This is a genomic window from Paracoccus actinidiae, assembly GCF_030863885.1.
GTDB classification, from domain to species: Bacteria; Pseudomonadota; Alphaproteobacteria; order Rhodobacterales; family Rhodobacteraceae; genus Paracoccus; species Paracoccus everestensis.
The window spans coordinates 3,567,259-3,589,399 of the sequence record NZ_CP132956.1 but is presented as its reverse complement, the minus strand read 5'-3'; the positions used below and the strand labels follow the sequence as shown (position 1 = coordinate 3,589,399).

20 protein-coding genes are annotated in these 22,141 nt (G+C 64.2%); 2 read left to right on the top strand and 18 right to left on the bottom strand.

Translation table 11 applies throughout. The features are described 5' to 3' along the window. Positions 1–90: 90 nt before the first annotated feature. The 13 genes from Q5701_RS17905 to Q5701_RS17845 all read right to left on the bottom strand — a co-directional run bounded on the left by Q5701_RS17905 (position 91) and on the right by Q5701_RS17845 (position 15,165). Positions 91–1,002 (bottom strand): DUF2950 domain-containing protein, encoded by a 912-nt coding sequence (locus tag Q5701_RS17905; RefSeq protein ID WP_306752333.1) that lies wholly within the window; start codon positions 1,000–1,002, stop codon positions 91–93. 1 nt (position 1,003) lies between these two features. Next, entirely contained in the window at positions 1,004–2,626 is a 1,623-nt protein-coding gene (locus tag Q5701_RS17900) for a DUF3300 domain-containing protein (protein ID WP_306752332.1), read from the bottom strand. Continuing rightward, complete coding sequence (locus Q5701_RS17895; RefSeq protein ID WP_306752331.1) at positions 2,623–4,281, bottom strand: bifunctional aspartate transaminase/aspartate 4-decarboxylase; 1,659 nt, start codon at positions 4,279–4,281, stop codon at positions 2,623–2,625. The genes Q5701_RS17900 and Q5701_RS17895 overlap by 4 nt, the downstream gene beginning before the upstream one ends. A 42-nt stretch (positions 4,282–4,323) precedes the next feature. Then, on the bottom strand, positions 4,324–4,698 hold the full coding sequence (locus Q5701_RS17890) for a potassium channel family protein (protein ID WP_306752330.1): 375 nt from the start codon (positions 4,696–4,698) through the stop codon (positions 4,324–4,326). Between the two features lie 200 nt (positions 4,699–4,898). After that, positions 4,899–5,990 (bottom strand): calcium/proton exchanger, encoded by a 1,092-nt coding sequence (cax, locus tag Q5701_RS17885; RefSeq protein ID WP_306752329.1) that lies wholly within the window; start codon positions 5,988–5,990, stop codon positions 4,899–4,901. 53 nt (positions 5,991–6,043) lie between these two features. After that, on the bottom strand, positions 6,044–7,735 hold the full coding sequence (aspT, locus tag Q5701_RS17880) for an aspartate-alanine antiporter (protein WP_306752328.1): 1,692 nt from the start codon (positions 7,733–7,735) through the stop codon (positions 6,044–6,046). A gap of 368 nt (positions 7,736–8,103) precedes the next feature. Beyond that, positions 8,104–8,322, bottom strand: a complete 219-nt coding sequence (locus Q5701_RS17875; protein ID WP_507185102.1) for an aspartate-alanine antiporter-like transporter — start codon at positions 8,320–8,322, stop codon at positions 8,104–8,106. Then, the gene (gene aspT, locus Q5701_RS17870; protein ID WP_306752326.1) at positions 8,279–9,943 is read right to left on the bottom strand and encodes an aspartate-alanine antiporter; all 1,665 of its coding nucleotides are present in this window, start codon (positions 9,941–9,943) and stop codon (positions 8,279–8,281) included. The genes Q5701_RS17875 and aspT (Q5701_RS17870) overlap by 44 nt, the downstream gene beginning before the upstream one ends. Positions 9,944–9,969: 26 nt before the next feature. Next, a complete protein-coding gene (locus tag Q5701_RS17865; RefSeq protein ID WP_306752325.1) occupies positions 9,970–12,072 on the bottom strand; it encodes an ornithine decarboxylase in 2,103 nt (700 codons plus the stop codon). Positions 12,073–12,580: 508 nt separating this feature from the next. Beyond that, positions 12,581–13,003 (bottom strand): TIGR02588 family protein, encoded by a 423-nt coding sequence (locus tag Q5701_RS17860; protein ID WP_306752324.1) that lies wholly within the window; start codon positions 13,001–13,003, stop codon positions 12,581–12,583. 11 nt (positions 13,004–13,014) lie between these two features. Beyond that, positions 13,015–13,851, bottom strand: coding sequence for a TIGR02587 family membrane protein (locus Q5701_RS17855; RefSeq protein WP_306752323.1), 837 nt, complete (start codon positions 13,849–13,851; stop codon positions 13,015–13,017). Positions 13,852–14,429: 578 nt separating this feature from the next. Then, entirely contained in the window at positions 14,430–14,612 is a 183-nt protein-coding gene (locus Q5701_RS17850; protein ID WP_306752322.1) for a hypothetical protein, read from the bottom strand. A 58-nt stretch (positions 14,613–14,670) separates the two neighbouring features. Further along, entirely contained in the window at positions 14,671–15,165 is a 495-nt protein-coding gene (locus tag Q5701_RS17845) for a hypothetical protein (RefSeq protein ID WP_306752321.1), read from the bottom strand. 104 nt (positions 15,166–15,269) lie between these two features. On the opposite strand from Q5701_RS17845, the gene Q5701_RS17840 reads away from it, so the two are divergent. Continuing rightward, the gene (locus tag Q5701_RS17840) at positions 15,270–15,755 is read left to right on the top strand and encodes a ribonuclease toxin HepT-like protein (protein WP_306752320.1); all 486 of its coding nucleotides are present in this window, start codon (positions 15,270–15,272) and stop codon (positions 15,753–15,755) included. 24 nt (positions 15,756–15,779) lie between these two features. Next, positions 15,780–16,031 (top strand): hypothetical protein, encoded by a 252-nt coding sequence (locus Q5701_RS17835; RefSeq protein WP_306752319.1) that lies wholly within the window; start codon positions 15,780–15,782, stop codon positions 16,029–16,031. A gap of 143 nt (positions 16,032–16,174) precedes the next feature. Here Q5701_RS17835 and Q5701_RS17830 read toward each other — a convergent pair whose 3' ends face one another. The 5 genes from Q5701_RS17830 to Q5701_RS17810 form a co-directional block, all read right to left on the bottom strand. Next, on the bottom strand, positions 16,175–16,294 hold the full coding sequence (locus Q5701_RS17830) for a lipid-A-disaccharide synthase N-terminal domain-containing protein (protein ID WP_306752318.1): 120 nt from the start codon (positions 16,292–16,294) through the stop codon (positions 16,175–16,177). 100 nt (positions 16,295–16,394) lie between these two features. Continuing rightward, the gene (locus Q5701_RS17825; RefSeq protein WP_306752317.1) at positions 16,395–17,096 is read right to left on the bottom strand and encodes a VIT1/CCC1 transporter family protein; all 702 of its coding nucleotides are present in this window, start codon (positions 17,094–17,096) and stop codon (positions 16,395–16,397) included. Further along, the gene (locus tag Q5701_RS17820) at positions 17,093–18,982 is read right to left on the bottom strand and encodes a heavy metal translocating P-type ATPase (RefSeq protein WP_306752316.1); all 1,890 of its coding nucleotides are present in this window, start codon (positions 18,980–18,982) and stop codon (positions 17,093–17,095) included. The genes Q5701_RS17825 and Q5701_RS17820 overlap by 4 nt, the downstream gene beginning before the upstream one ends. Continuing rightward, the gene (locus tag Q5701_RS17815) at positions 18,979–19,953 is read right to left on the bottom strand and encodes an FAD:protein FMN transferase (protein ID WP_306752315.1); all 975 of its coding nucleotides are present in this window, start codon (positions 19,951–19,953) and stop codon (positions 18,979–18,981) included. Before Q5701_RS17815 ends, Q5701_RS17820 begins: the two co-directional genes overlap by 4 nt. Further along, positions 19,934–22,141, bottom strand: a complete 2,208-nt coding sequence (locus tag Q5701_RS17810; protein ID WP_306752314.1) for a PepSY domain-containing protein — start codon at positions 22,139–22,141, stop codon at positions 19,934–19,936. The genes Q5701_RS17815 and Q5701_RS17810 overlap by 20 nt, the downstream gene beginning before the upstream one ends.

The following is a 22,141-nucleotide window of genomic DNA, read 5'->3' as shown; positions in this document are numbered from 1 at the left end:
GCCGGAACATCGACGATCTGCCGCCCTTGGACGACGGCTCTGCCATCTCAGCAGCAATCCGAGCCAAATGGCAGAGCGGCGCGCTGTCTTCTACTTGACGACCTCCCATCCCTCCCCCGGATCAAAAAGCTCGATCCCGATGGCCGTCTCCAGCGTCGCCTCGCCCAGATCGGCTTCGTAGACAGCCCCGCCTTCGCTGACCATGAAACTCATGACGCCGGTATCGCCATAGATTGCGGGCACTGCCAGAACGGCGTGACCGGCCACCATGTGTCCCGCCACCAAGTAGCTGTAGGCCCCGCCCGGAGCATTGGCCCCCTGGCCTTGCAGGATCCGGAAATAATAGCCCTCGAAGGGTTCAGGATCGATGTCCTGGGAATCGCGGCGGAACCCGGTCAGGCTGGCCCGGGCAATCTCCTCGCCGAAGGGGCTGGGTTCGGTGCCCTCCTCATCGGGCCAGTAAAGCCCGTCCCGCGCATCCGGTCCCGACAGGATCGAAGCCGCGAATTCGCGGACCCCGTCGCCGTCGTGATCGACCTGACGATAAGCGGTCTGGACCCCGCCCACGCGGCGCATGATGTCGATCACCGCCAGTTCGTTCCGCCCGATGCGGCGCATCAGGACTTCCTCGCGGGCAGCCTCGGCGTCGAAATGCCACCTGCCCTCGGCAGCCACCAAGGGCGCGGGAAACGGCCAAAGCTCGCGCCCGGCCAAGAGGATGGCGCGATCCTCGCCTTCGCGGTCAATGCGGCGGACCGCTTGCACGTCTTGCAGAAATCTGCCCCAGATTTCCCGGTCTTCCTCGGGATCTCCGGTTGAGACCACATCCTCGTTCTCGGGACCGAAGATGGCGAGGATTTCGGACTTGTCTTTCGCTTCCAGTGCCGAGACCAGCGCGCCGACGGCTGCCTCGGGGCTCTCGAACTTCTGGGGTTCGGCACTTGCAGCAGCAGACATAAGCAGCAGCGCCAGCAGTGATTTCATCATAATGACCCTGTTCATTTCAACGCCTCCCTCCGCGACCGCCGCCACCGCCACCGCCTCGTCCGCCCCCACGGCCGCCATAGCTGGCGCGGCCCCTCTGGCTGGACATGGAGGGACGCGGCCCCGATGGCCTCTGGAACGTATTTGACCGGCTGGGCGTGCGCGCGGCGGGTTGGCGCACGGCCTGCGGGCGGCTGACCCGGTCCGCGCGTTTTGCCGACGGCTGCCTGGGCGCTGCCTGCCGGACGTTGCCCGAAGACGGACGCTGGGCAGTGGCGCGCGAATTGGACAGTCTTGCCGGTGCAGCGCCTGTCGCCTGGCGCTTCTCGATTTTCTGCCGCGCCGCGTCGCGGCTGGCGGGCGTGGCAAGGGATCTCCGGTTGGCCAGCGCCGCAGCACCCGAGGCACCCGCAACGGCGCCGATACCCGCGGCCCCCGCCCGATCGCGCAGTTCGCCGCGATCGACCTGGGGCCTCTCGCTGTCGCCGATGCTGACCCGATCACCCGAGCCGATCTCGGACAGGCGGCCGTCGCCCAGATCCGTCCTGTCACGGTCGATGTTCACCTCGTCACGGTCGATGGTGATGTCGCCGCGATCCCAGTCAATGTCGTCGTCCTGGTCCCAGCCGTCCCAGTCATCGTCGTCGAAGATCTCATCCAGGATGATGGCGCCGCCCAGGACAATGCCGCCTGCGACAAGCGCGTCACCCCAGTTACCGTCCCAGTCGTCGTCGCCGTAATAAGGCATGGTGTCGTAGTGATAGACCGGAGGACCCGAAACCGGCGTCGTATAGACCACCTGGCTGTCATAGGCGGGCACATAGACGACGTTGGGCGAGGCCGGGGCGATGGTGATCTTGCCGCCCTCCTCCTCGACGTTCTGCGCCTCGTTGTCGACCAGATAGCCGTTTGCCTGGGCCTTCGACCGAAGCCGCTGGATCGAGGCCAGGACATTATCGGTCTGGGCGACGACAGCCTCTCCGGCCTGTTCTGTCCAGTCTATATTGTCGCTCATCCGGGTGACGAGGCCCGGAAAGCCTGCGGCAAGCTCACGCACGCTGTCATCCCAGGGCTGGGCAGCGGCTTGGCTGACGCGTTCCTGATCCGGCAATTCCGCGCTCTCCTCGACGAAGCGGGCGGCCTTCACCACGTCCAGGGGGAAGGTAGAGGCGACCAGGACAGGGGTCAGCACCGGATCGGGGAACAGCGCGACCGGCCCGAACAGCGTGTCCAGCTGATCTGCCGACAACATCCCCTCGGCCGCGACGACACCCTGCATCGAGGCGGCATCCTTTGCCGCTTCCTCGGGTGTCACCTCCTTGCCGCTGGCATCGATGCAGGGGATCTTCAGCGACATGCCGACGGCGACGCTTTCGGGATTGCCGCCAAGCGCGTCCCAGTTCGCGTCGGCGATGAACCCGTAAAGCATGGGATCGCCATAGGCGCGGGCCGAGATGCGGCTGAGCGTATCGCCGCCCGCGACCACATAGGGCGAACCGCAGGGGATCGAGCCATCCCCCACCAGAGCCTGGCCCGAGGCCGCGCCGAAGCTGCCAAGAACCAGAAGCGTCGCCAGCGCCGTGCCGGCGACCGGTATGCGGGGCGGTCCATTGACCGCCAGCGACAGGAACCGGGGTGTCATGACGTGATCTCCTCTCCCATTGCAGCCTGATAGGCCTGGCGATAACCGCGGGCGATGGATCTGACGGCACGGCCGATCTCGGCATAGGCGGCATCGTCGAGATTGGCGAAGGACACCCGCACCGACCAGTTCGGCGCCGCGAATCCCGATCCGTTCAGCAGCACGATGCCGTGGTCCTCGGCGAGACGGAAAGGAATATCCAACGGGTGGATGTTCTCCTTGATCCAGGTGACAATGTCCTCGCCCAAGTATTTCCGGATCCAGAATTCGAGGTCCACGATGCCGTAATAGTGGTCGTAATAGGGGCCAGGGTTCGACTCGATCCCCATCCCCTCGACCAGGCTGCGGAAGCGCTTTTCGCAGATGGCCATGCAGGCTTTCTGATAGATCTTGTCCTTGTCCATCAGCTCGACCAGGCCGAACAGCGTCATCATCACCTGCTGCGGCAGCGAAAGCCCCGCCGTGTGGTTCAGCGCCACATCGCGGCTGTCTGCAACGATACGGTCGATGAACCGGACGTCGCGCGGCTTTGGCGTCAGCGCCTTGTAGCGCCTTTCAATGACCTGCTGGACATCTTCGGGATGCGCGCGGATGCGTTCGTCGAAGATATTGTCCTGCGCCACCGCGATCACACCCAGCCGCCAGCCGGTGCAGCCGAAATACTTGGAATAGGAATAGACGCCGATTGTGTTGCGGGGCAGGTGTCCCATGATCGATTCAAAGCCGGGCACGAAGGTGCCATAGACATCATCGGTCAGGATCATCAGGTCGGGCCGTCGGGTCTGCACGAAATTGACCAGTCGCCTGATCGTGTCGGGGTCCAGCGCCGCGGCAGACGGATTGCCGGGATTGACAAGGAACAGCGCCTTGACCTTCGGATCGGCGAGCAGTTCCAGATCCTCGTCGGTGAACTGGAACTTGTCCTCCTGCTCGGCATGGATGCGGACGCAATGCAGCCCGTAATCCTCAAGCTCGGGCATTTCGAGATAAGGGGTGAAGATAGGCGTGCCCAGCGCGATTGTGTCGCCCGCGTTCAGCAGCCGCTGGTTCTTCAGCGCCTTGAAGATATAGCACATGGCAGCGGTGCCGCCCTCGACCGGATAAAGGTCGAACTTCGCTTCAGGGCGGTGGCCGTCGCACATCGCCCACATCAGATATTCGTGGGTGACGATCTCGTTGTGGTAAAGCACGCGGTCCGGCACCGGATAATTGTCGCCGATGATCGAATCCGTCAGTTCATGCACGAATGCATCGGGATTGAAGCCAAATTTGGCAATCGCGAACTCGACCACGTCCAGAAGCGTGCGGGCGGGCGGGGGACCGTCCTCCTCGACCCAGCCGTCCTCTTGCGCGATGAGTTGCTTCTTCACCCATTTGCTGAAGCGAAGATGTGCCCCGTCACGGGGCGGCATCCCTGCGACGCCAGCCACCGGATCATTGTAGCTGCGCTTTGCCTCAGTCAGGGCAAACTGCCCCAGCAGAAAAAAAGCCTCGCGCGCACGGGTTGCAATCCAGTTCGGATTGCCGCGACCCGCGTTCAGAAAGGCCTTTGTTGATTTCTCGGCGCCGGCTCGGGCAAGCTTGATCAGCTCGTCCTTGATCTCGAACGGACTGAGATCCGAGATACTCTCGAAATAGTCGCGTTGCAGCATCATCCAATCTCCTTCTTGCGGTGTGGGCGGCACGGAATGGCGCGATCACTTGGAGCCAGCATTGCCGGACTCCTTCTCTTGCGCCTCCTGTCGCTTTGACGGGGAGGTTTCGCTCAGGATCACCTGAGCGATCGACGAGACGGTCAGGACGAAGATCCCTATCCCGACCATCAGAAAGAGCAGTGCCGTGATCTTGCCCAGCGAGGTCTGCGGGGCGAAATCGCCGTAGCCGACGGTCGCCATGCTGACGACCGAGAAATAAAAGGCGTCAAGAAACCGCCAGTCCTCGATGCGCATGAAGATGAATGCCTGCGCCACCGCGATCAGGACGCAGGTCAGGATCAGCGCCTGCACCTGGGTGTTGCGGAACGCCGTGTAGATGGCCTTGACCAGCCGGACGTAGGCGGACAGGAACCGCATCTTTCAGCCCTCCCGCGGCAAGGCGCTGCCGACCGGGCCAGGGCTGGTCACGACCATGGCCAATAGCGCCCGCCGTCTAGCGGCAGTGTCAGGCGCGGCGGCGAGGCGCCGGACAGTGACGAACCCGGACGAGAGCCTGGTCGCACGTGGGACAGGACCGAGCGCCCTTGCCACAGTGCCATATGATCCTCCGGTCGCCATCACTGGCCCAGCGGCAGGACGTAAAGCGTCAGCGCGAAGATGGCATAGACCATCATCACCAGCACGCCCAGAAACCATGCCGAATTTCCGCCCGCAGTCAGCAGCGCCGCCGAAATCGCCGCGATCAGCATCATCACGACCGCGCCGGGCCAGAAATCCAGCCCCATCGGCGCGGGTCCGACGACATAGCTCAGAAGAACCAGAAGCGGCGCGACGAACAGCGCAATCTGCGCCGCGCTGCCAAGCGCGATGCTGACGCTGAGATCCAGACGGTCCTTGCGTGCCGCCGAAAAGGCCGAGGCGAACTCTGCCGCGCCGCCAACCAGCGAAACCACGATGAAGCCCACGAAGGCAGGGGTAAGCCCAAGCGCCGCACCGGCGACCTCGACCGAGGCAACGAAGATGTGGCTGACCAGCGCGACCAGCACCGTCACGGACGCCAGGGTGGCCAGCGCCAGCCCCATGGGCAAGGTCGCGTGATGGCCTTCGGCGGAGGCGGCGCTGGCAAAAACCTCGCGATGCGTTCCCAGCGAGAACCACAGCCCCAGGACGTAACCCGTGATCAGCAGCAGCGCCAGCATCAGGCTGAGCTTCTGGATCGCCTCTGGGCTGTCGATGCTGTCGGCCGCCACGATGGCCGAGGGGATCAGAAGCGCCACGATTGCGATAAAGAGCAGGCTGGCTTGAAGGCGTGCCCCAGTGCGGTTGAACTCCTGCAGGTGGTGGCGCAGCCCGCCCAGGAGGAAGGATGCACCCAGCATGAACAGCGCATTGGTAACGATGGCCCCGGCAATCGAGGCCTTGACCAGCGCGTACTGCCCGGCGGCCAGTGCGGTCAGGGCGATGACCAGCTCGGTCAGGTTGCCAAGGGTTGCGTTGATCAGCCCGCCTGCGGCATCGCCGGTGCGTTCCGCCACGGACTCGGTCGCAAGGCTGAGCAGGGCGGCCAGCGGAACGATGGCAAGAACGGAAAGCAGAAACAGCAACGTGTGGGCGTCGGGCCGGACAATTTCGACGACCAGGACGACAGGAACAAAGACCAGCAACCAAAGGAGCGGGTTACTTTTGATCTGGTCAAGAAGGCGCGACATGACGTTCCCTTCAGCGGTGGGGGCAAGTGACGACGCCGGACGGCACCCGTGGCTCAGACGGTAAGCACCAGGATCGGGCCGAGCAGCGTGAGGGTGATGTTCGAGATGGCATAGGGCACCGTATATCCAAGGACAGGCGTTTCGCTTTCGGCGGCTTGCACTGCCGCATTCAGTCCCGCCGTGCAGGTAAAGCACCCCGCCAGGGCGCCGCAGATCACCGCAGGGTTCATCTTGAGAACATGGCGGGCGTAATACATCGACGCGACGATCGGCAGGCTGACGGCGATAAGGGCGAGGATGGGCAACAGGATGCCCTGTTCCTTGAGCAGGGTCACGGCTTGCGGGCCGGTTCCCAGCCCCACGCAGGCGATGAAGATGGCGAGGCCGAAATCGCGCAGGTGCAGCGCGGTAGCCGGCGGCAGGCCGCCAAAGGTCAGGTGGCGCGATCTGAGCCAGCCGAACAGCAGCCCGGAAAGAAGACATCCGCCGCCGGTGTGCAGCGCCACCGGCGATCCCGCGATGGTCACCGTGATCATCCCGATCACGATCCCTAAAAGGATCCCCAGGCCCAGATAAACGTAATCCACGGCGATGCCCTGATCGATGGCATAGCCGACGACCGGCACAGCGTCGTCAAGGGCGGCCGGCATGCCATAGAGGGTAACGACATCGCCCGCTTCCAGCCGCATCTTCGGCAGCGGGACAAGCGTTTGACCGGATCGCGATATCTTTGTCACATAGACGCCCCGACGCTGGTCCGGGTCGACCTTCCCGCGCACCGCCATGATGGTTTCGCCGATGAAGTGGCGGTTCGTGAGCACGACGGTCCGGGTCTCGCCAATGATGTGAAGTGCGCTTGTGTCGGTCGTCTCGGCACCCAGGACGCTTCCGGCTGCCAGCAATTCGTCCAGCCGCCCGAGCAGGGCCACCCGATCGCCCAGAGCCAGCCTGACGTCCTTTGCAGGTTCGAGCACCTGCCCGCCGCGGACAATGCGCTGCACTGTCACCAAGCCGTCGAACCGGGCCTCGAAACTGCGGATGTCCACGTCTGCGGCATCTTGACGGGTCACCTGATAGACGCGGGCGACCACGTCGCGAAGCGCGGATTCCTGCGAAGGGCCTAGATCGTCATCGCCAGTGCGGCCCAAGGCCGCCGCGTATTTCCCTGCCTCGGCCTTGAGGTCGATCCGCATCATCCGTGGCGCAAAGAGACTGACGAAGAACACCACGAAGGTAAAGCCGAACAGATAGGTGATGGCATAGGCCACGCCGATATTGGCCTGCATCGCCGTCACCTGATCCACGGGAAGGTTCAGGCTGGTCAAGGCCTCGCTCGCGGTGCCGACAGCCGCCGATTCCGTGATCCCGCCCGCCAGCAGGCCCGCTGCTGTTCCTTTGTCGAGCCCGAACATCCGGGAAAGCCCCCAGATCGTCACATAGATCAGGACGCTGGAGAACAGCGACAGATGGACGAGATTGAGCGTGCTGCGCCCCAGGCTCTGGAAGAAACTGGGGCCGCTGACATAACCGAGCGAGTAGATGAACAGGGCGAAGGCGATCGTCTTGATGTTCTCGTCCACCTCGACCCCGATCTGGCCGATGAGGATTGCGGCAAACAGCGTTCCGGGAATGCCACCGATCGGCACACCGGCCACCTTTATTCGGCCGACCGCGAAGCCGATCGCGATGCAGACAAAAAGCACGGCGATGGGCGATGCGTCGAAGAACGATCTGATCAGTTCCATTCCCTTCTCCCTCTCTCGGAATGGCTGGACCGTTAAGCTTTCTTCCCTCGTCGGCTCACATGACCAGCAACACGATCACCAACCCCCAGAGCGTCAGCAGCGTATTGCTGACGGCATAGGGAACCGTATATCCCAGCATCGGCACGTCGCTCTTGGCGACCTCGGCCACCATTGCGACCGACGCCGTCTCGCAAGGCTGAGCAGGGCGGCCAGCGGAACGATGGCAAGAACGGAAAGCAGAAACAGCAACGTGTGGGCGTCGGGCCGGACAATTTCGACGACCAGGACGACAGGAACAAAGACCAGCAACCACAGAAGTGGCGTGTTCCGAATATCGTGCCAGAGACGTGCCACCTGCCGGACCCTCCTCACATGACCAGCAGCACGATCACCAGCCCCCATAGGGTCAGCAGCGTGTTGCTGACGGCATAGGGAACGGTATAGCCCAGCATCGGCACGTCGCTTTTCGCGACCTCGGCGACCATCGCGACCGAGGCGGTTGAGGTCCGCGCCCCGCCGCAGCAGCCAAGATTGATCGCATCGTCAAACTTGAAGATGTACTTGCCGATATAGGGCGCGAGCAGCATCGGCACCGCGGTCGCGAATAGGCCCCAGAAGAACAGCCCGAAGCCCGCCTCTTGAAGCCGTCGAGGTCCGCGCCCCGCCGCAGCAGCCAAGATTGATCGCATCGTCAAACTTGAAGATGTACTTGCCGATATAGGGCGCGAGCAGCATCGGCACCGCGGTCGCGAATAGGCCCCAGAAGAACAGCCCGAAGCCCGCCTCTTGAAGCCCGGCGACGAAGGTTGGCCCGGAACTCAGGCCCACGATTGCAATGAAGATATTGAGACCGACCGAGTTCATGAACCACAAGGTCGGCTGCGGGATGTTGCCGATCTGCGGCTTCACCGTGCGTAGCCAGCCGACGAAGATCCCGGCGATCAGCGCGCCGCCCGACGTGCTGAGCGTGATCGGCACGCCCCCGATCGGCAGGACGGCAGCGCCGATCAGCCCGCCGATCAGGATCGACAAGCCAACGAGCACCATGTCCGTGACGGTTTGCGGCCGATCGGCAAAGCCGGCCGCCGCGATAAAGGTGTCGATATTGGCCTTGGCGCCGGCAACGCGGACAATGTCGCCGCGATTGAGCTTGGTTCCGGGCAGCACGGGAATGTTGACCGCCATGGAGCCGCGCCGGATCGAGTTCAGGTAAACGCCACGGGTGTATGGCTCGCTTGCCAGATCGATCAGCTCGCGTCCGTCGAGCGCCTTGTTGGTGATCAGGACGTCGGTCGCCTCGACCGGCATGTCAAGAAGCTCCCGGTCATCCACCTCCTGGGCATCGCCGAAAAGACCGACGAGCGCCTCCCGCCGGCCCGAGACCGCAACGACGTCGCCCGCCTGCAGAACTGTATCGGAGGGAGGATTCAGCAACTCGGCGCCACGGCGCACGCGCTCGATGAAGATGCGCTCGCCCTTGGCCAGCCCCTCGGCCGCGGACACCGTCTTGCCGACCACGATGCCGCCCTCGCGGATCTGATAGGCCCTCGCCTCGCGGGTCCGCCAGGCGCTCATCGCACCGGACCCGGACGTGGCGCCCTTCAGCACGTCCCGTTCATAGCGGGCGCAGGCCTCTGCGATGTCCGTCCCCAGCATCTTCGGCCCGAGAAAGGCCAGGATCCAGCCCGTGCCGATCGTGCCGAAAAGATAGGTGATGGCGTAGGCGACGGGGATCAGGTCGAGTTGCGCCTGGGCCTCCTCCGGGGGCAGGCCGGATCCATTGATCGCGTCGGTTGCCAGGCCGATCGAGGCCGAGATCGTCTGCGCGCCGGCAAGCAGGCCTGCGGCAAGGCCGGGTCCATAGCCCGAGACGATTGCCGCAATATAGACGGAGGCGAGGCAGAGTACCGATATGACGACGGCGAACAGCGCCTGCGGGGCGCCATCCGTCGCAATGCCCCGAACGAATTGCGGGCCAACGCCGAAGCCCACGGCAAAGAGGAACATGATGAAGAAGATCGACTTCACCTGCCCGGAGATGTCGAGGCCGATCTGGCCGATGATAACACCTGCAAGGAGCGTCCCGGTCACCGCGCCAAGACTGAAGCTGCCAAACCGCTTGGCGCCGACCCAGTAGCCAATCGCGAGCGTCAGGAAGATCGCGAGTGCGGGATTGGCCCGAAGCGTTTCAACGAAATACGTCCACATGGTCTCACTCTCCTTGTTCCCAGCAATTACTTGCGGACGTGATCCTTGGCATGGTCGGGGCGGATGAGCTTCAGGCCCTTGGCGCGCTCGAAGCCGTGGATCTCCTTGACGTCGAGCTTGCGCATGAAGTCGATCGTCTCGGGGCTGATGACCTGGCCTGGCACCATGATTGGAAAGCCCGGAGGATAGGGGATCACGAAATTGGCCGAGATCATTTCCGAGCCATCCTTCAGGCGCTTGTCCACCTCGGGGCTGTCGAGCGGCAGGTATTCGCAACCCTCGGCGTAATAAGCGCTGTAAAAGGCCGAGCGCATGTCCCCTTCGGGCGTCGTCTCACCGGCATCCCAGCGATAGGCGTCGTGGAAATGGCTGAAGTTGGGCAGATCCGGCACATCCTGCATCAGCGACTTGACCCGGGCGGCAAAGGCGGCACGGCCGTTCTCGCCGCCGTCGGCCAGGTTGTTCTCGATCTTGCGGCTGATCTCCAGCAGGACGCGGATCAGGTTCGCCACGTCGCTGCGCGTATTGTTGATGTTGGATTGCAGCAGCACCGAATTCCGCGAGGTCTTGTTGAACTGGATGTCGTAATCGTCCGCCATCATCTTCTTGAACTGAGTGCCGTCGAAGCCGGCCGTGCCGCAGACCATCGTCATCCGGGTCGGATCAAGGCAGAACTCGTCCTCGTGCATCGAGCGGACCTGATCTTCCCAGTCCGTGCCGGGTTCCAGGAAGTCCACGAAGCCGCTCTGGCGGTATTCGGCGGGGATCATCTCGCTTGCGCCAAGGACGCGGAAATATTTCGAGATGACGGGATGGCCGTTCACTTCCTTGCGGATGTCGAGGGCGATCTCGATCGCATTGGCGACAAGGCCGTAGCCCTCCAGCTCCATCTGGCGGCGCGCGATGTCGAGGCTGGCGATCAACTGCTGGTTCGGGCTGGTCGAGGCGTGGGTGAAGACAGCCTCGTGGAACTGCGCCTCGACATCGCGGAAATCGACGTCACGCACCAGAAGCATCGACCCCTGCCGCAGCGCCGACATCGACTTGTGGGTCGAGTTCGTCTGATAGACGCGCAGGCGGATCCGGCGCGGATCGGGGATCAGCCGGGTATCCATCAACGTCTGGGTGTCGGGATCCTCGCCCAGTTCCTGCTGCTGGGCCTCATAGGCATCGACGGAAGCCGGGTCCTTCATCCATGCTTCTATCGCCTCGGCTGCGCCCATCGCGGTGCGCGGGCGCAGGAAGGGCGACCAGCGGGCAAAGCCGAACCACGCCTCGTCCCACAGGAAGATCAGGTCGGGTTTGATGGCAAGGCATTCCTCCATCACGCGGCGTGTGTTGTAGATATGGCCGTCGAAGGTGCAGTTGGTCAGATCGACCATCTTGGCACGGTCAAGCCGGCCATCGGCCTTCAGGTCCAGCAAGGCCTTCTTGATGCTGGCAAGCGGCACCGCGCCATACATCGAATATTCCGTCATCGGGAAGGCGTCGATGTAAAGCGGCTGCCCGCCCGCCAGAACGAGGCCGTAATGATGCGACTTGTGGCAGTTGCGGTCCAAAAGCACGATGTCGCCGGGCGCGACCAGTGCCTGATGCACCATCTTGTTCGAGGTGCTGGTCCCGTTGGTCACGAAGAAGACGTGATCGGCCCCGAAGGCGCGGGCGGCCATGTCCTGCGCCTGCTTGATGTTGCCGGTCGGCTCGAGCAGGCTGTCGAGCCCGCCCGTCGTGGCGCTGGATTCCGCAAGGAAGATGTTCAGCCCGTAGAATTCGCCCATGTCGCGGATCCAGTCGGATTTGAACACCGACTTGCCGCGGGCGATCGGCAGGGCATGGAAGGTGCTGATCGGCCGCATCGCATAGGCCTTGAGATTGTCGAAAAAGGGTGTGCGGAAGCGGTCGGCGACGCCTTCCAGGACGCACAGGTGCAGTTCCAGCAATTCCTCGACCGAATAAAGGACGCGGCGGATATTGGCCGCGCGCGGGTTGCCCGCGATGCGTTCGACATGCCGGTCCGACAACAGATAGATGTCCAGTTCGGGGCGAATGCGCTTCACCGCGTCCGCAAGCGACAGCGGCAGGTCGTCACCCGCGATGCTGGCCGCGTCCATCGGTTTCAAGACCGGCATCCGCTATTCTTCCCAGGGCCGCCATCTGGTTCAGGTATCTTTGATCTCAAGAAGGCACTGGTGGATTTGCGACATGGATGACGATGGCATGCTTGGGAACTGCCGCTTTTTGCAAGCCGAAGACTATGCTCGCACCAGCGAGGCGCCGCTGATCTGAAGGTGGCTCGAGCAAGCTGCACCGATCCTGTGATACAATAGTCTTCCAAAACTACAACCATTGTCACAGGCGGACGCGGCAGCCGGAGGATTGACGGATATGTTTGCCGAAGAGGGAACAGATGGGAGACAGAGCCTTCCGTGGAGGCGCTCGACAAGGCCGGCCAGTCTGCCCGGCCTATGGGATTGGCCAAAGCTGAAGGTGTGCTATGCTCCCGCTCATTGGTCTCAAGGTTGAGCATAGCCCAGGGCGCGGATCTCCAGATCATATCCCTGAGGGTTCTCGCGAAAGAACAAGCCGCCCCGTCGTTCCGAGTTGCCCGGGACTGTGCTATGCTCCCGCTCATTGGTCTCAAGGTTGAGCATAGCCCAGGGCGCGGATCTCCAGATCATATCCCTGAGGGTTCTCGCGAAAGAACAAGCCGCCCCGTCGTTCCGAGTTGCCCGGGACATAGTCGAGCGTGACCTGACTTGTGGCAATCACACGTTCGCCCTCTATCAACTCTCCCTCGATCTGGACAGCGGCAGCCGTGGCGGGTGACAGGTTCACGGCCACAAACTCCACGACATAACCATCGCCGGCCGGCAGGATATGCTGGACATGTACCTTGATGGCGGGCGGCTCCTCACCCGTGTGTTTCCAGGCCTGCCAGCCGATGAACCCCAGCATCGCCACAGTCAGAACCAGCCCAATGGCTGCCGAAATCCATTCAAGGACCGGTGTTCCATCCTGCTTCTGTGTGTCATGTGCACTCAACCGATGATCTTGCTGCATTTTCCCCTGCCTCACACGACCAGTCGCGCCAGCGCGGCCCCGAGCGCGGCGGGGAAGCCCAACACCGTTATCATCATCGCGATCTGCCCGGCGCCAAGTCCATCAAGGCGCCCGAACGTCCAGAGCACGTAAAGGCTGACCAGCAGCGCGATGCCGTATCCGGCAATGCTGTAGCCGAAAAAGGTACGCCAGAAGTTCCCGCCGCCCGGCAGTTCCTCCTGACCAGAGAATTCCAGAGAATAGACGAAGGCATGCAGCACCACGATGGAGGTCACGACCAGAGCCAAGGCATGCCAAGGCGTCATCAGGAACGAGATCAAGATCATCTCGTCGGTTGGCGCGACGTTGAAGGCCAGGAACAGTGCCCCTGCCAGCATCAAGAAAAGTTGGCCCGCATAGCCGCTTGTGCCCTTCTCCTCATCCTCGTTGTCGCCAAGCTGACTGCGCGCAGCCATGGCGCCGATACTGGCGGGCACAGTCTGCACGGCGATCTTGCCCACAATCTCGCTCAAGGGCATGTCCCAGGTGATGATGCCAAACAGCGCAAGAAGAGTGGCCGAGGAGATCGTGCCGACGCCAAAGGCCGCGAACGCGTCGAGCGCATCCTCCTTGAGCCGGAAGGTTTCGCGAAAACCCGCGAAGTAGGACAGCCCGAAAAGGATGGCCAGATTGAGGCTCAGAAACAGAAGAAGCCGCAGAGGCTCTATGTAGAAGCCCAGCCACCACATCTCCATCGTCATCAGGAGCGGGAACGCGAAGATGACCGCACCGCCGAAGGCGCGCATTAGATCGACAGCATATTCCCGATTGGAAGGCGCCGCTCGTTCACCATCAGCTTGTGCGGTCAAGTGGTCTGTCCAGTGATAGATTGATGGTCATGTCTTCTTTCCAGAAAATGCGCACCGTCGAAGGCTGCTTGGGTGACCTTCTGAGCAGTGCGCAATGCAAAGAGATGGCAGGCGATTTCACGTCACGCGCATCATGAGCAAGAGTGTAGATAACAGCAAGTCCGCCTAGCGGTCGCGAGTGTTGGGAACAGGCATCGAGTGGAAAAACCTGAGATTTCCGTGGAGCCACAAACACATAGAAAACTGCGCAATGAGGCGCGGTTTTCCTTTCCATTCCATAAAACACGTTAGGTCTGCAGCGCTATTCGGAAGATTGGCAAAGATCGGTTCAGGAGAGGGCAGATGGATAGCGACGATGATGCAGGCGAGACACACTGCATGACGGGCTATGTCCGCTGTCATCCGGAATTTCTCGCAGAGGCACCAGGTGCCTCCTAACCTCGGTTTATCCGCCGCCGGTTCTACCGGCCAACTTGGTGCCGGCCCCGCACACGCGGGTGCCGGCATTTCCTTAGGGGCCGCCAATCAATGACGTGTCCGTAAAACCTCGCGAAGTTTCCTGACCATTCTCTTCTGCCTCAGCCCTTGGGCGCCATGATGTTGCGGAGCTCTTTCTGCGGCGTCGACGCAACGAACTGGCGGACGAGCTTTATGTCGGGTTGGGCATCGTCCGGGTTCGGCAGGGTTCGCCAGACGGCATAGGCAACGCTGGCTCCGAAAGCCACGGCGCCGCCTGAGAGCAGGATTTCAACGACTGACATATCGGTCTCCTGTCATTTCAATCCCCAACATAAGCAATGCTTGCCATCTATGCGAGTCCTAGATCGCGGCGGCCAATGCCTTGACTAGGTCGGCGTTGCGCTTCAGGAGCGCCTCCTTGAGCGCCTGCTTTGCCCTCCAGAACGTCGTCGCAACCCATGCCGTTCCGAAACCGCCTATCAGGATGAGGCCTGCGGGCAGTGCCAGCGTGCCGGCGGCCACGCCGATGGCAGAAGTGGCCGCGCCGCCGATGGCCGCCGTGTGGATGGGCGGCACCCAGGTCGCGGCGTGACCTCCCTTGGACTCGAGTTCGAGCTCCAGGGCGATGGAGCCGATCATCGATTTCACCAGCTGGATCGTGTCGGGATCGTTCACCTTCGCCATGACCCGCTTGAGCGCAACGCCGCCTCCAAGGTCAAGCGCCAGCGCCAGGACCGTGGCGCGGATCTGGGCCATGTCAGGCGCCTCGTCCCCTGGCAGGATGCGGGCGGCATGACCCACCAGGGCTTGCGCCACTTCTTCATGCTTCAGGGGAGTATTTGCGGGGTCGCTCATGCCGCGGACTTTGCTTTGTCTCAGGGCATGGAGCAAGCGCCTCAGCGAGAAATATAGACAAGAACGCCCGCGTCGTGTGTCCTGTTCAAAGCAGGAGGACAGTCATGCGTATCGATTCAGACCATCCCTTCTTCACCCGCATCAACATCAAGCTGGCAAGGATAGAGCTGGAGCTTCAGCGCGCCGAAATGGCGGCTGCAGCCTGGCGCGATCACGAGGGTCCGATCCGCGAGATCAGCGAGATCGCACTCGCGGCGTGCCTGCATCACGCCTACAACGGTATCGAGAGCATACTCGAAGACGTGGCAAAGGAGTTCGACGGCTCCGTTCCGAGCGGCGGCCATCAGCACCGCGACCTTTTGGACGCGATGGCGGCGCCAGGGCAGGGTCGGCCAGAGCTCTTCGATCAGGCGGGGCACGAGGTCGCAATCGGCTTGTTGCGCCTACGGCAGTTCTTCAATGGCTTCCACGGCAACCCGATTGCAGGCAATGAGCTTTGCGTGAAGTTTGACCGGGTGAACAGCACGCTGATACCGGTCTTCACGGGACAGCTGTCAAAGCTTGAACCGTCCAGCGAGGCAGGAGCATAGGCATGTTGGGTCCCCCGCAGGCTGGTGGCTGAAGCGGGCGGCTTGCGCCTGATCATTGACAGTTACAATCTTCGTCATGGCATCTCCTCCGAAGAAGGGCAGAACGACGCTCTTCATCTCGTCGGCGATCGCCCGGACAGTGATCAGGGTGAGAACCGGAGCCCTCCAGAACAAAATCAGGCCGCCTGTTCCAAATCATCCGATGGACAGTTCAGCAGCTCGTGGGATCGGTGTTTGTCAAAGGAGTTGTCCGCCGATTTTATGCGGCGTCTCTGATTTCAAGGGCGCCGGTTTCGCGTTCAGGATTGAGCCAGACGGGACCTGCAGGTTGCCACTTGCGGGTTTGGCGTGTCCAGCGTTCCGGTTTTTGCGCACGAACTTTTGCATAAAGCAGGGCGCGATTGGCCAGCGTTACATGGTCATGGTGGCACCACACTGCGGCGTGACCGCTCGCTGGCCAGCCACTGGATGACGAAGCGCGCGCTGAACAGCGCCTGCCCCAGAAAGCCGATGCCGATCCAGACCGTCTGCGCTGTCATGTGCCTGCCGTTCGCTGCCCCTTGTGGCCCGAACTGGCACCGCAACCTTGCGATAAACTTATAATCCGCGCGCAGCCGTCATGAAATTGCGGACGGACCGTCACTCGACGGTGACGCCGAACAGCGTTCCCACGATGGCGGTCGCGCCCATGGCAAGGACGCCCCACAGCGCCACCCGTATCGCGCCGCGAAGGATGCCGGCGCCGCCCGCAGTGGCGCCAAGTCCGCCCAGCACGGCAAGGGCTAGCAGTGTCGCGACAACCACGAACACGACGATCTGCGCGGGCGGCGCAAGCATCGCCACGATCAGCGGCACGGCCGCGCCTGCCGCAAAGGTCAGGGCCGAGACAACGGCCGCCTGCACCGGATGGGAGGTCACCGTCTCCGAAATCCCCAACTCGTCACGGGCATGAGCGCCGAGCGCATCGTGTGCTGTCAGTTGCACTGCCACCTGCCGTGCCAGATCGCGCGTCAGACCGCGTTCCTGATAGATCCGGGTCAACTCCTCAAGCTCGGCCTCGGGCATCTCGGCCAGTTCCTTGCGCTCCTTGGCAAGATCGGCGTTCTCGGCATCGGTCTGCGAACTGACTGAGACATATTCGCCTGCCGCCATCGACATGGCGCCCGCGACGAGTCCCGCCAGTGCTGCAACCAGCACCTCGGTCCGTCCGGTCCCCGCAGCGGCCACGCCCACGACCAGGCTGGAGGTCGACAGGATCCCGTCATTGGCCCCCAGCACCGCCGCGCGCAGCCAGCCGATGCGATGAACCATGTGAATTTCCGAATGGGACAGGCGGCTCATGCAAAGGCTCCTTCCTGGTGCGGTTCATCGGCCGAGGGGGCCGTGCGGGCTTGGGTGGGTTGGATGCGCAGGGCGCGCAGGGCGTTGAGGATGACGGCCACGTCGATCGCTTCCTGGATCAGGGCGCCTTGCACGGGGGTCAGGTAGCCCAAAGCGGCAGCCATCATGCCGCCGACCGACAGGCCGATGCCCGCCACCACGCTTTCAAGCGCGATGCGGCGCGAACGGCGGGCGATCTCGATCCCCGGGCCAATCCGGTCCAGGCGGTCAACCAGCAGGACCACGTCGGCGGCCTCGGCGCTGGCGGCGGCGCCGCGCGCGCCCATCGCCACGCCCACGTCGGCCGCGGCCAGGGCAGGGGCATCGTTGACGCCGTCGCCCACCATCATCACCGGGCCGTTCTTGTGTTCGGTCAGAACCAGAAGCACCTTCTCGTCCGGCGTCAGGCCCGCGCGGATGCCGTCAAGGCCAAGGCCCTCGGTCACACGGCGGGCAACCTCGGCCCGGTCGCCGGTCGCGAGCAGGATCCGCTCGATCCCCTGGCGGCGCAGGCCCGCCAGCATCTCTGCCGCGCCGTCCCGCAGCGGGTCCGACATGACCAGGTGCCCCGCCATGCGGCCATCGACCGCAACCGCCACCATGACCGATCCAGCGGCCAGGTCCGGGTGATCGCCCCCATGATCCACGCGTCCGGCGACGAAGCCGTAGCCGCCGACGATCACCTGCCGCCCCTCGATCATCCCGATCACGCCCTCACCGGGGACTTCGACCATATCGCGCGGCACCGGCAGGCTCAGCCCCCGCGCCCTGGCGGCCGCGACGATGGCCTGCGCCACGGGGTGCTTCGATGCCTGATCCGCCGCCGCGGCAAAGCGCAGGATGTCGTCCTCGGCCATTCCCCCGGTGCTGTCGATGGACACGATCCGGGGTCGGCCGTCGGTCAGCGTGCCGGTCTTGTCCAGGATCAGCGTGCGGACCCTTGCCATCGCCTCCAGCGGCTTGGCGCCCTTGACCAAAACCCCGAAATGCGCGGCCCGCGACAGACCCGCGACCAACGCCACGGGCACGGCCAGGATCAGCGGGCAGGGGGTGGCCACCACCAGCACCGCCACCGCACGGATCGGATCGCCGGTGAACCACCAGGCCGCACCGGCGATCAGAAGCGTCACGGCCAGAAAGCCCAGCGACCAGCGATCGGCCAGCCGCGCCATGGGCGCGCGGGACCGCTGCGCCTGTTCGACCAGGCGGACGATGCCGGCATAGGTGCTGTCGCGGGCCTCGTGCGTGGCGATCAGGTCGAAGGCGTCGCCCGTATTGGTGGACCCGCTCATCGCCCCGGCGCCGTCGTCCAGGCGAACGGGCAGGGACTCGCCCGTCAGGGCCGAGGTGTCGAGGAAGGCCGTGGCCGAGGCGACGTGACCATCCACCGGCACCACATCGCCCTGGCGGATCAGCAGGCGGTCGCCGGGGCGGATGTCGTCCAGGGCCACGTCCTCCAGCCCGCCGTTGCGGTGGCGGGTGGCGGTGCGAGGCACGCGGGACAGCAGGTCGCGCATCTCGCGCCGGGCGCGGCCTTCGGCAAAGCTTTCCAGGAAGGTGCCGCCGGAATACATCACTGCCACGACTGCTGCGGCCAGCGTCTCGCCAAAGACGAGGGCCGCGGACATCGATAGCGCCGCCACGATGTCGAGGCCGACCTCGCCCCGGACCAGGCTGCGCAGGATCTCTGCCAGAAGGGCGGCCAGGACCGGCAGCACACCCGCAGTCCAGGCAATCCGGGCGAGGTCAGGCCGGCTGGCAAGGTGCAAGGCAAACCCCGCCACCAGCCCCGCAAGGGCAACGGCCAGCAGGCCCGTCTTCAACAGATCCGTCCTCTTGTCGGTCACGCCTGTCCCTCAACCGCTGCCGTGGCGTCGCCACCAAAAAGGCACCCGGCTGCGCGTGTCCGCAAGCCCCCGTCACCATCGCGCAGAAGAAGCAGTGCGTCGAGGTCGTGACGGGCCGCGAGCTCGGCCCCCGCCGAGGGGCCTGCGACCATCAGCGCGGTCGCCCAGGCATCGGCCTCGGAACAGGTTGGCGCGACCAGGGTGACCGAAGCCGGCGATGCGGCCAGCGGCGCGCCTTTCCGCGGGTCCATCGTGTGGGACAGGCGGCGGCCCTGCACCGTGACCCAGTGGCGATAATCGCCCGAGGTCGCCACCGCCGCGTCCTGCAGCATAAGGACGGAGTGCGGGGTGCGGCGGTCGGGATCGGGCGTCTCTACCGCAATGGTCCATGCCGTTCCGTCCGGCCGCAGGCCAAGGGCACGCATCTCTCCGTCGATACCCACGAGGCCAGCGGCAATCCCGTGGTCAACCAGCACTTGGGCCAGACAGTCCACCCCATATCCCTTGGCAATGCCGTTCAGGTCCAGGGCAATGGGGGCCGTCTTCCGCACCGCGTCGCCGTCGATCTCCAGCACTTCGTGGGCAGGCCTGCGGAAGCCGAGGGCTGCGCGGATCGCATCGGGATCGGCGGCATCGGGCCCAAAGCCCCAGGCGCGCACCGCATCGCCCATTCCGATATCGAAGGCACCCCCCGAGGCGCGGCCGATCCGAAGCCCGAGCGTCAGAACGCGGGCGAGGTCGGGCGGCACCCTCAGCCATTGTCCCGTCGGCGCCCGGTTCAGACGCATCAGGTCGCTGTCCGGTTTCCAGATCGACATCTGGGCATCGACCGTGTCCACCGCCTGCTGAAATGCCATCCGCAGGGGCGTGGGATCAAGCCCCGATGGGGCATGGAACAGGGCCGACCACCGGGTTCCCATGGTCGGACCGTTCAGGGCATGGCGGACCGGATCAGAAGACATCTTCGACATAGCGTCCCTCGGCTTTCAGCATGGCGGGCGTCAGGCCCGCCGGCGCGAGAATGTCGTCAAGCGCGCGGGACACCCCTTCGGCCATCGCGCGGCCGCCGCAGACCATGATGCGCGCGCCCCTGCGCACCGCCTCGGCCACCTGCTCGGCTTCATCCCGCAGAGCATCCTGGACATGGCACGGCCGTTGTCCCCGTGAGGTGGCGGTGGAAAGGTGTATCAGCCGCCCTTCATCCTGCCATCGGGCCAGATCGTCGCGATAAAAGAAATCGCTGTCGGGATGGCGCAGGCCGAAGAACAGTTCGATTGGGCGCCGGCGGGCATTGGCGCGAATGAAGCCTGCCAGTGGCCCGATGCCGGTGCCCGCGCCGATCAGGACTAGCGGCGTTCTGCCGTTGCCCGCATGAAAGCGGTCGTTGCGGCGCAAGAAGGCCTGCACGCTGTCACCGGGTTCAAGCGCCAAAAGCTGCCCCGAACACAAACCGCCGGGGTGTTTCCTGACCACGATTTCCACGAAGCCGTCCCTTGCGCCGGATGCCAGCGAATAAAGGCGCGGCACCGCCGATCCCTCGGGCAGGATACCCAGCAGATCGCCCGCCTGGAACCGCGCCAGCCCTTTGCCCGTCAGCCGCTGCCAAAGAGTGGTCCCGGGCAGGGCAAAGCGCAAGATGGCTGTTGGGGCCTGCACCTCTGCCCCATAGTCGCGGCGCGACAGCAGGGTCAGCGTCTGTGTGACAGGTGTTACAGGCTGGTGCGGAAGCTCGAGCGGGAGGCCGATGGCCCCGCCAAGTGTCCGGCCCCAGCGGGCAAAATCCTGCGGGGATTGCCGATCAACGGTGTCGAGCGGCAGCAGCGTGGCCCAACCCTTCGCATGCGCGGCAGCCTCGACCTGAAGGGCGAAGGCACAGAAAGCGGGAAAGCTGCGGTCGCCAAACCCCAGCACGGCGACAGGTGCGGCGGGGGCTGCCGGCAGTTGTGCCAGCCGGTCAAGGAACCCCTTTGCCGAGGCCGGGGCATCGCCTTCACCATAGGTCGCCGCAAGGATCAGGAACTGCTTGGCTGCAGCATGGCGGGTGGGGTCGAAGCCACCCATGGACGTCACATGCACCGACTGACCCGCCGCGCGCAGCCCGTCGGCCAACGTCGCGGCAAACCCCCAGGTGCTGCCGCCCTCGGATCCCACGAGGATGACCGTCTGCGCGTGTCCTGCGGGGGCATTGCCCGTCAACCGGGGACGCCCGCGTCGGCCGGCAAGCCAAACCAGCGCGCCGGTGACGCCCATCACGGGCACACTCAGCGCGATCAGGCCCATGAGCAGACCCCAGACTGCCGCACCTTGCCCGGCATGCAGCATGAAGATCGTTTCCGAGACGTGCTGCCAGGGAGTCAGATCAGCCCAGGACAGCAGTGTGCCGGTCCCTTGGTCGATCAAGCCGGTGCCGCTGTCGGTGCTTATGGTAAAGACATCCTGCGGGTCGTCCGCATAGGGAAAGCTCAGTTTCCGCAGATCGCCCACAGGAACATCCCGCAGCGCTGCCATGCGATCCAACGGAAAGCCAGTCTGGCTGCTGACCGCCACGGGCTGCACGGGCTGCACGCCGCTGTCCGGCAGCAGGTCGAAGGTCGATGCCGTCATCCACAGTGCCGTTGCCGCAGACAAGGTCAGGCCAAGGACCGCGATCCGCGCGACCTCTGTATGCAGCCGCCCGGCAAGCGGTCCGCGCAGCGGCGCGAACCACCGCCGCCAGCCCCCCACGCGCCGCGCGACCAGAACGATGCCCGACAGCGCAAGCGCCAGCATCGCCGCCGCGCCGGCGGCCATCACCAGCCGCCCGGCGTCGTCCAGAAACAGCGATCGGTGCAGCGTGGTCAGCCAGCGTTCCACCGCATTGGGATCAGCCGAGCCGACATCCGCGCCCGTCGCCGGGTCAATCATGGCCGCGCCCGGCGTGCCGCCGTCAAACCACCACGCGGTGATCCGGCCGGACGGCGCGCGGCGGATCTCTTCAAGGCCGGGATGGCGTGCCGCCACCCGTGCCGCCAGGTCCGCCACGCTTTGCCCCGCCACGGCTTGCGGCGCTGACAATCGCTCAGCAGCCGGAAACACCGACAGGGCCGCGCCGCTGAGGGCCAGCAGGGTGACAAGGACCAGGGCCAGAAGCCCGGGCCAACGATGAAGCGCGCGGATCAT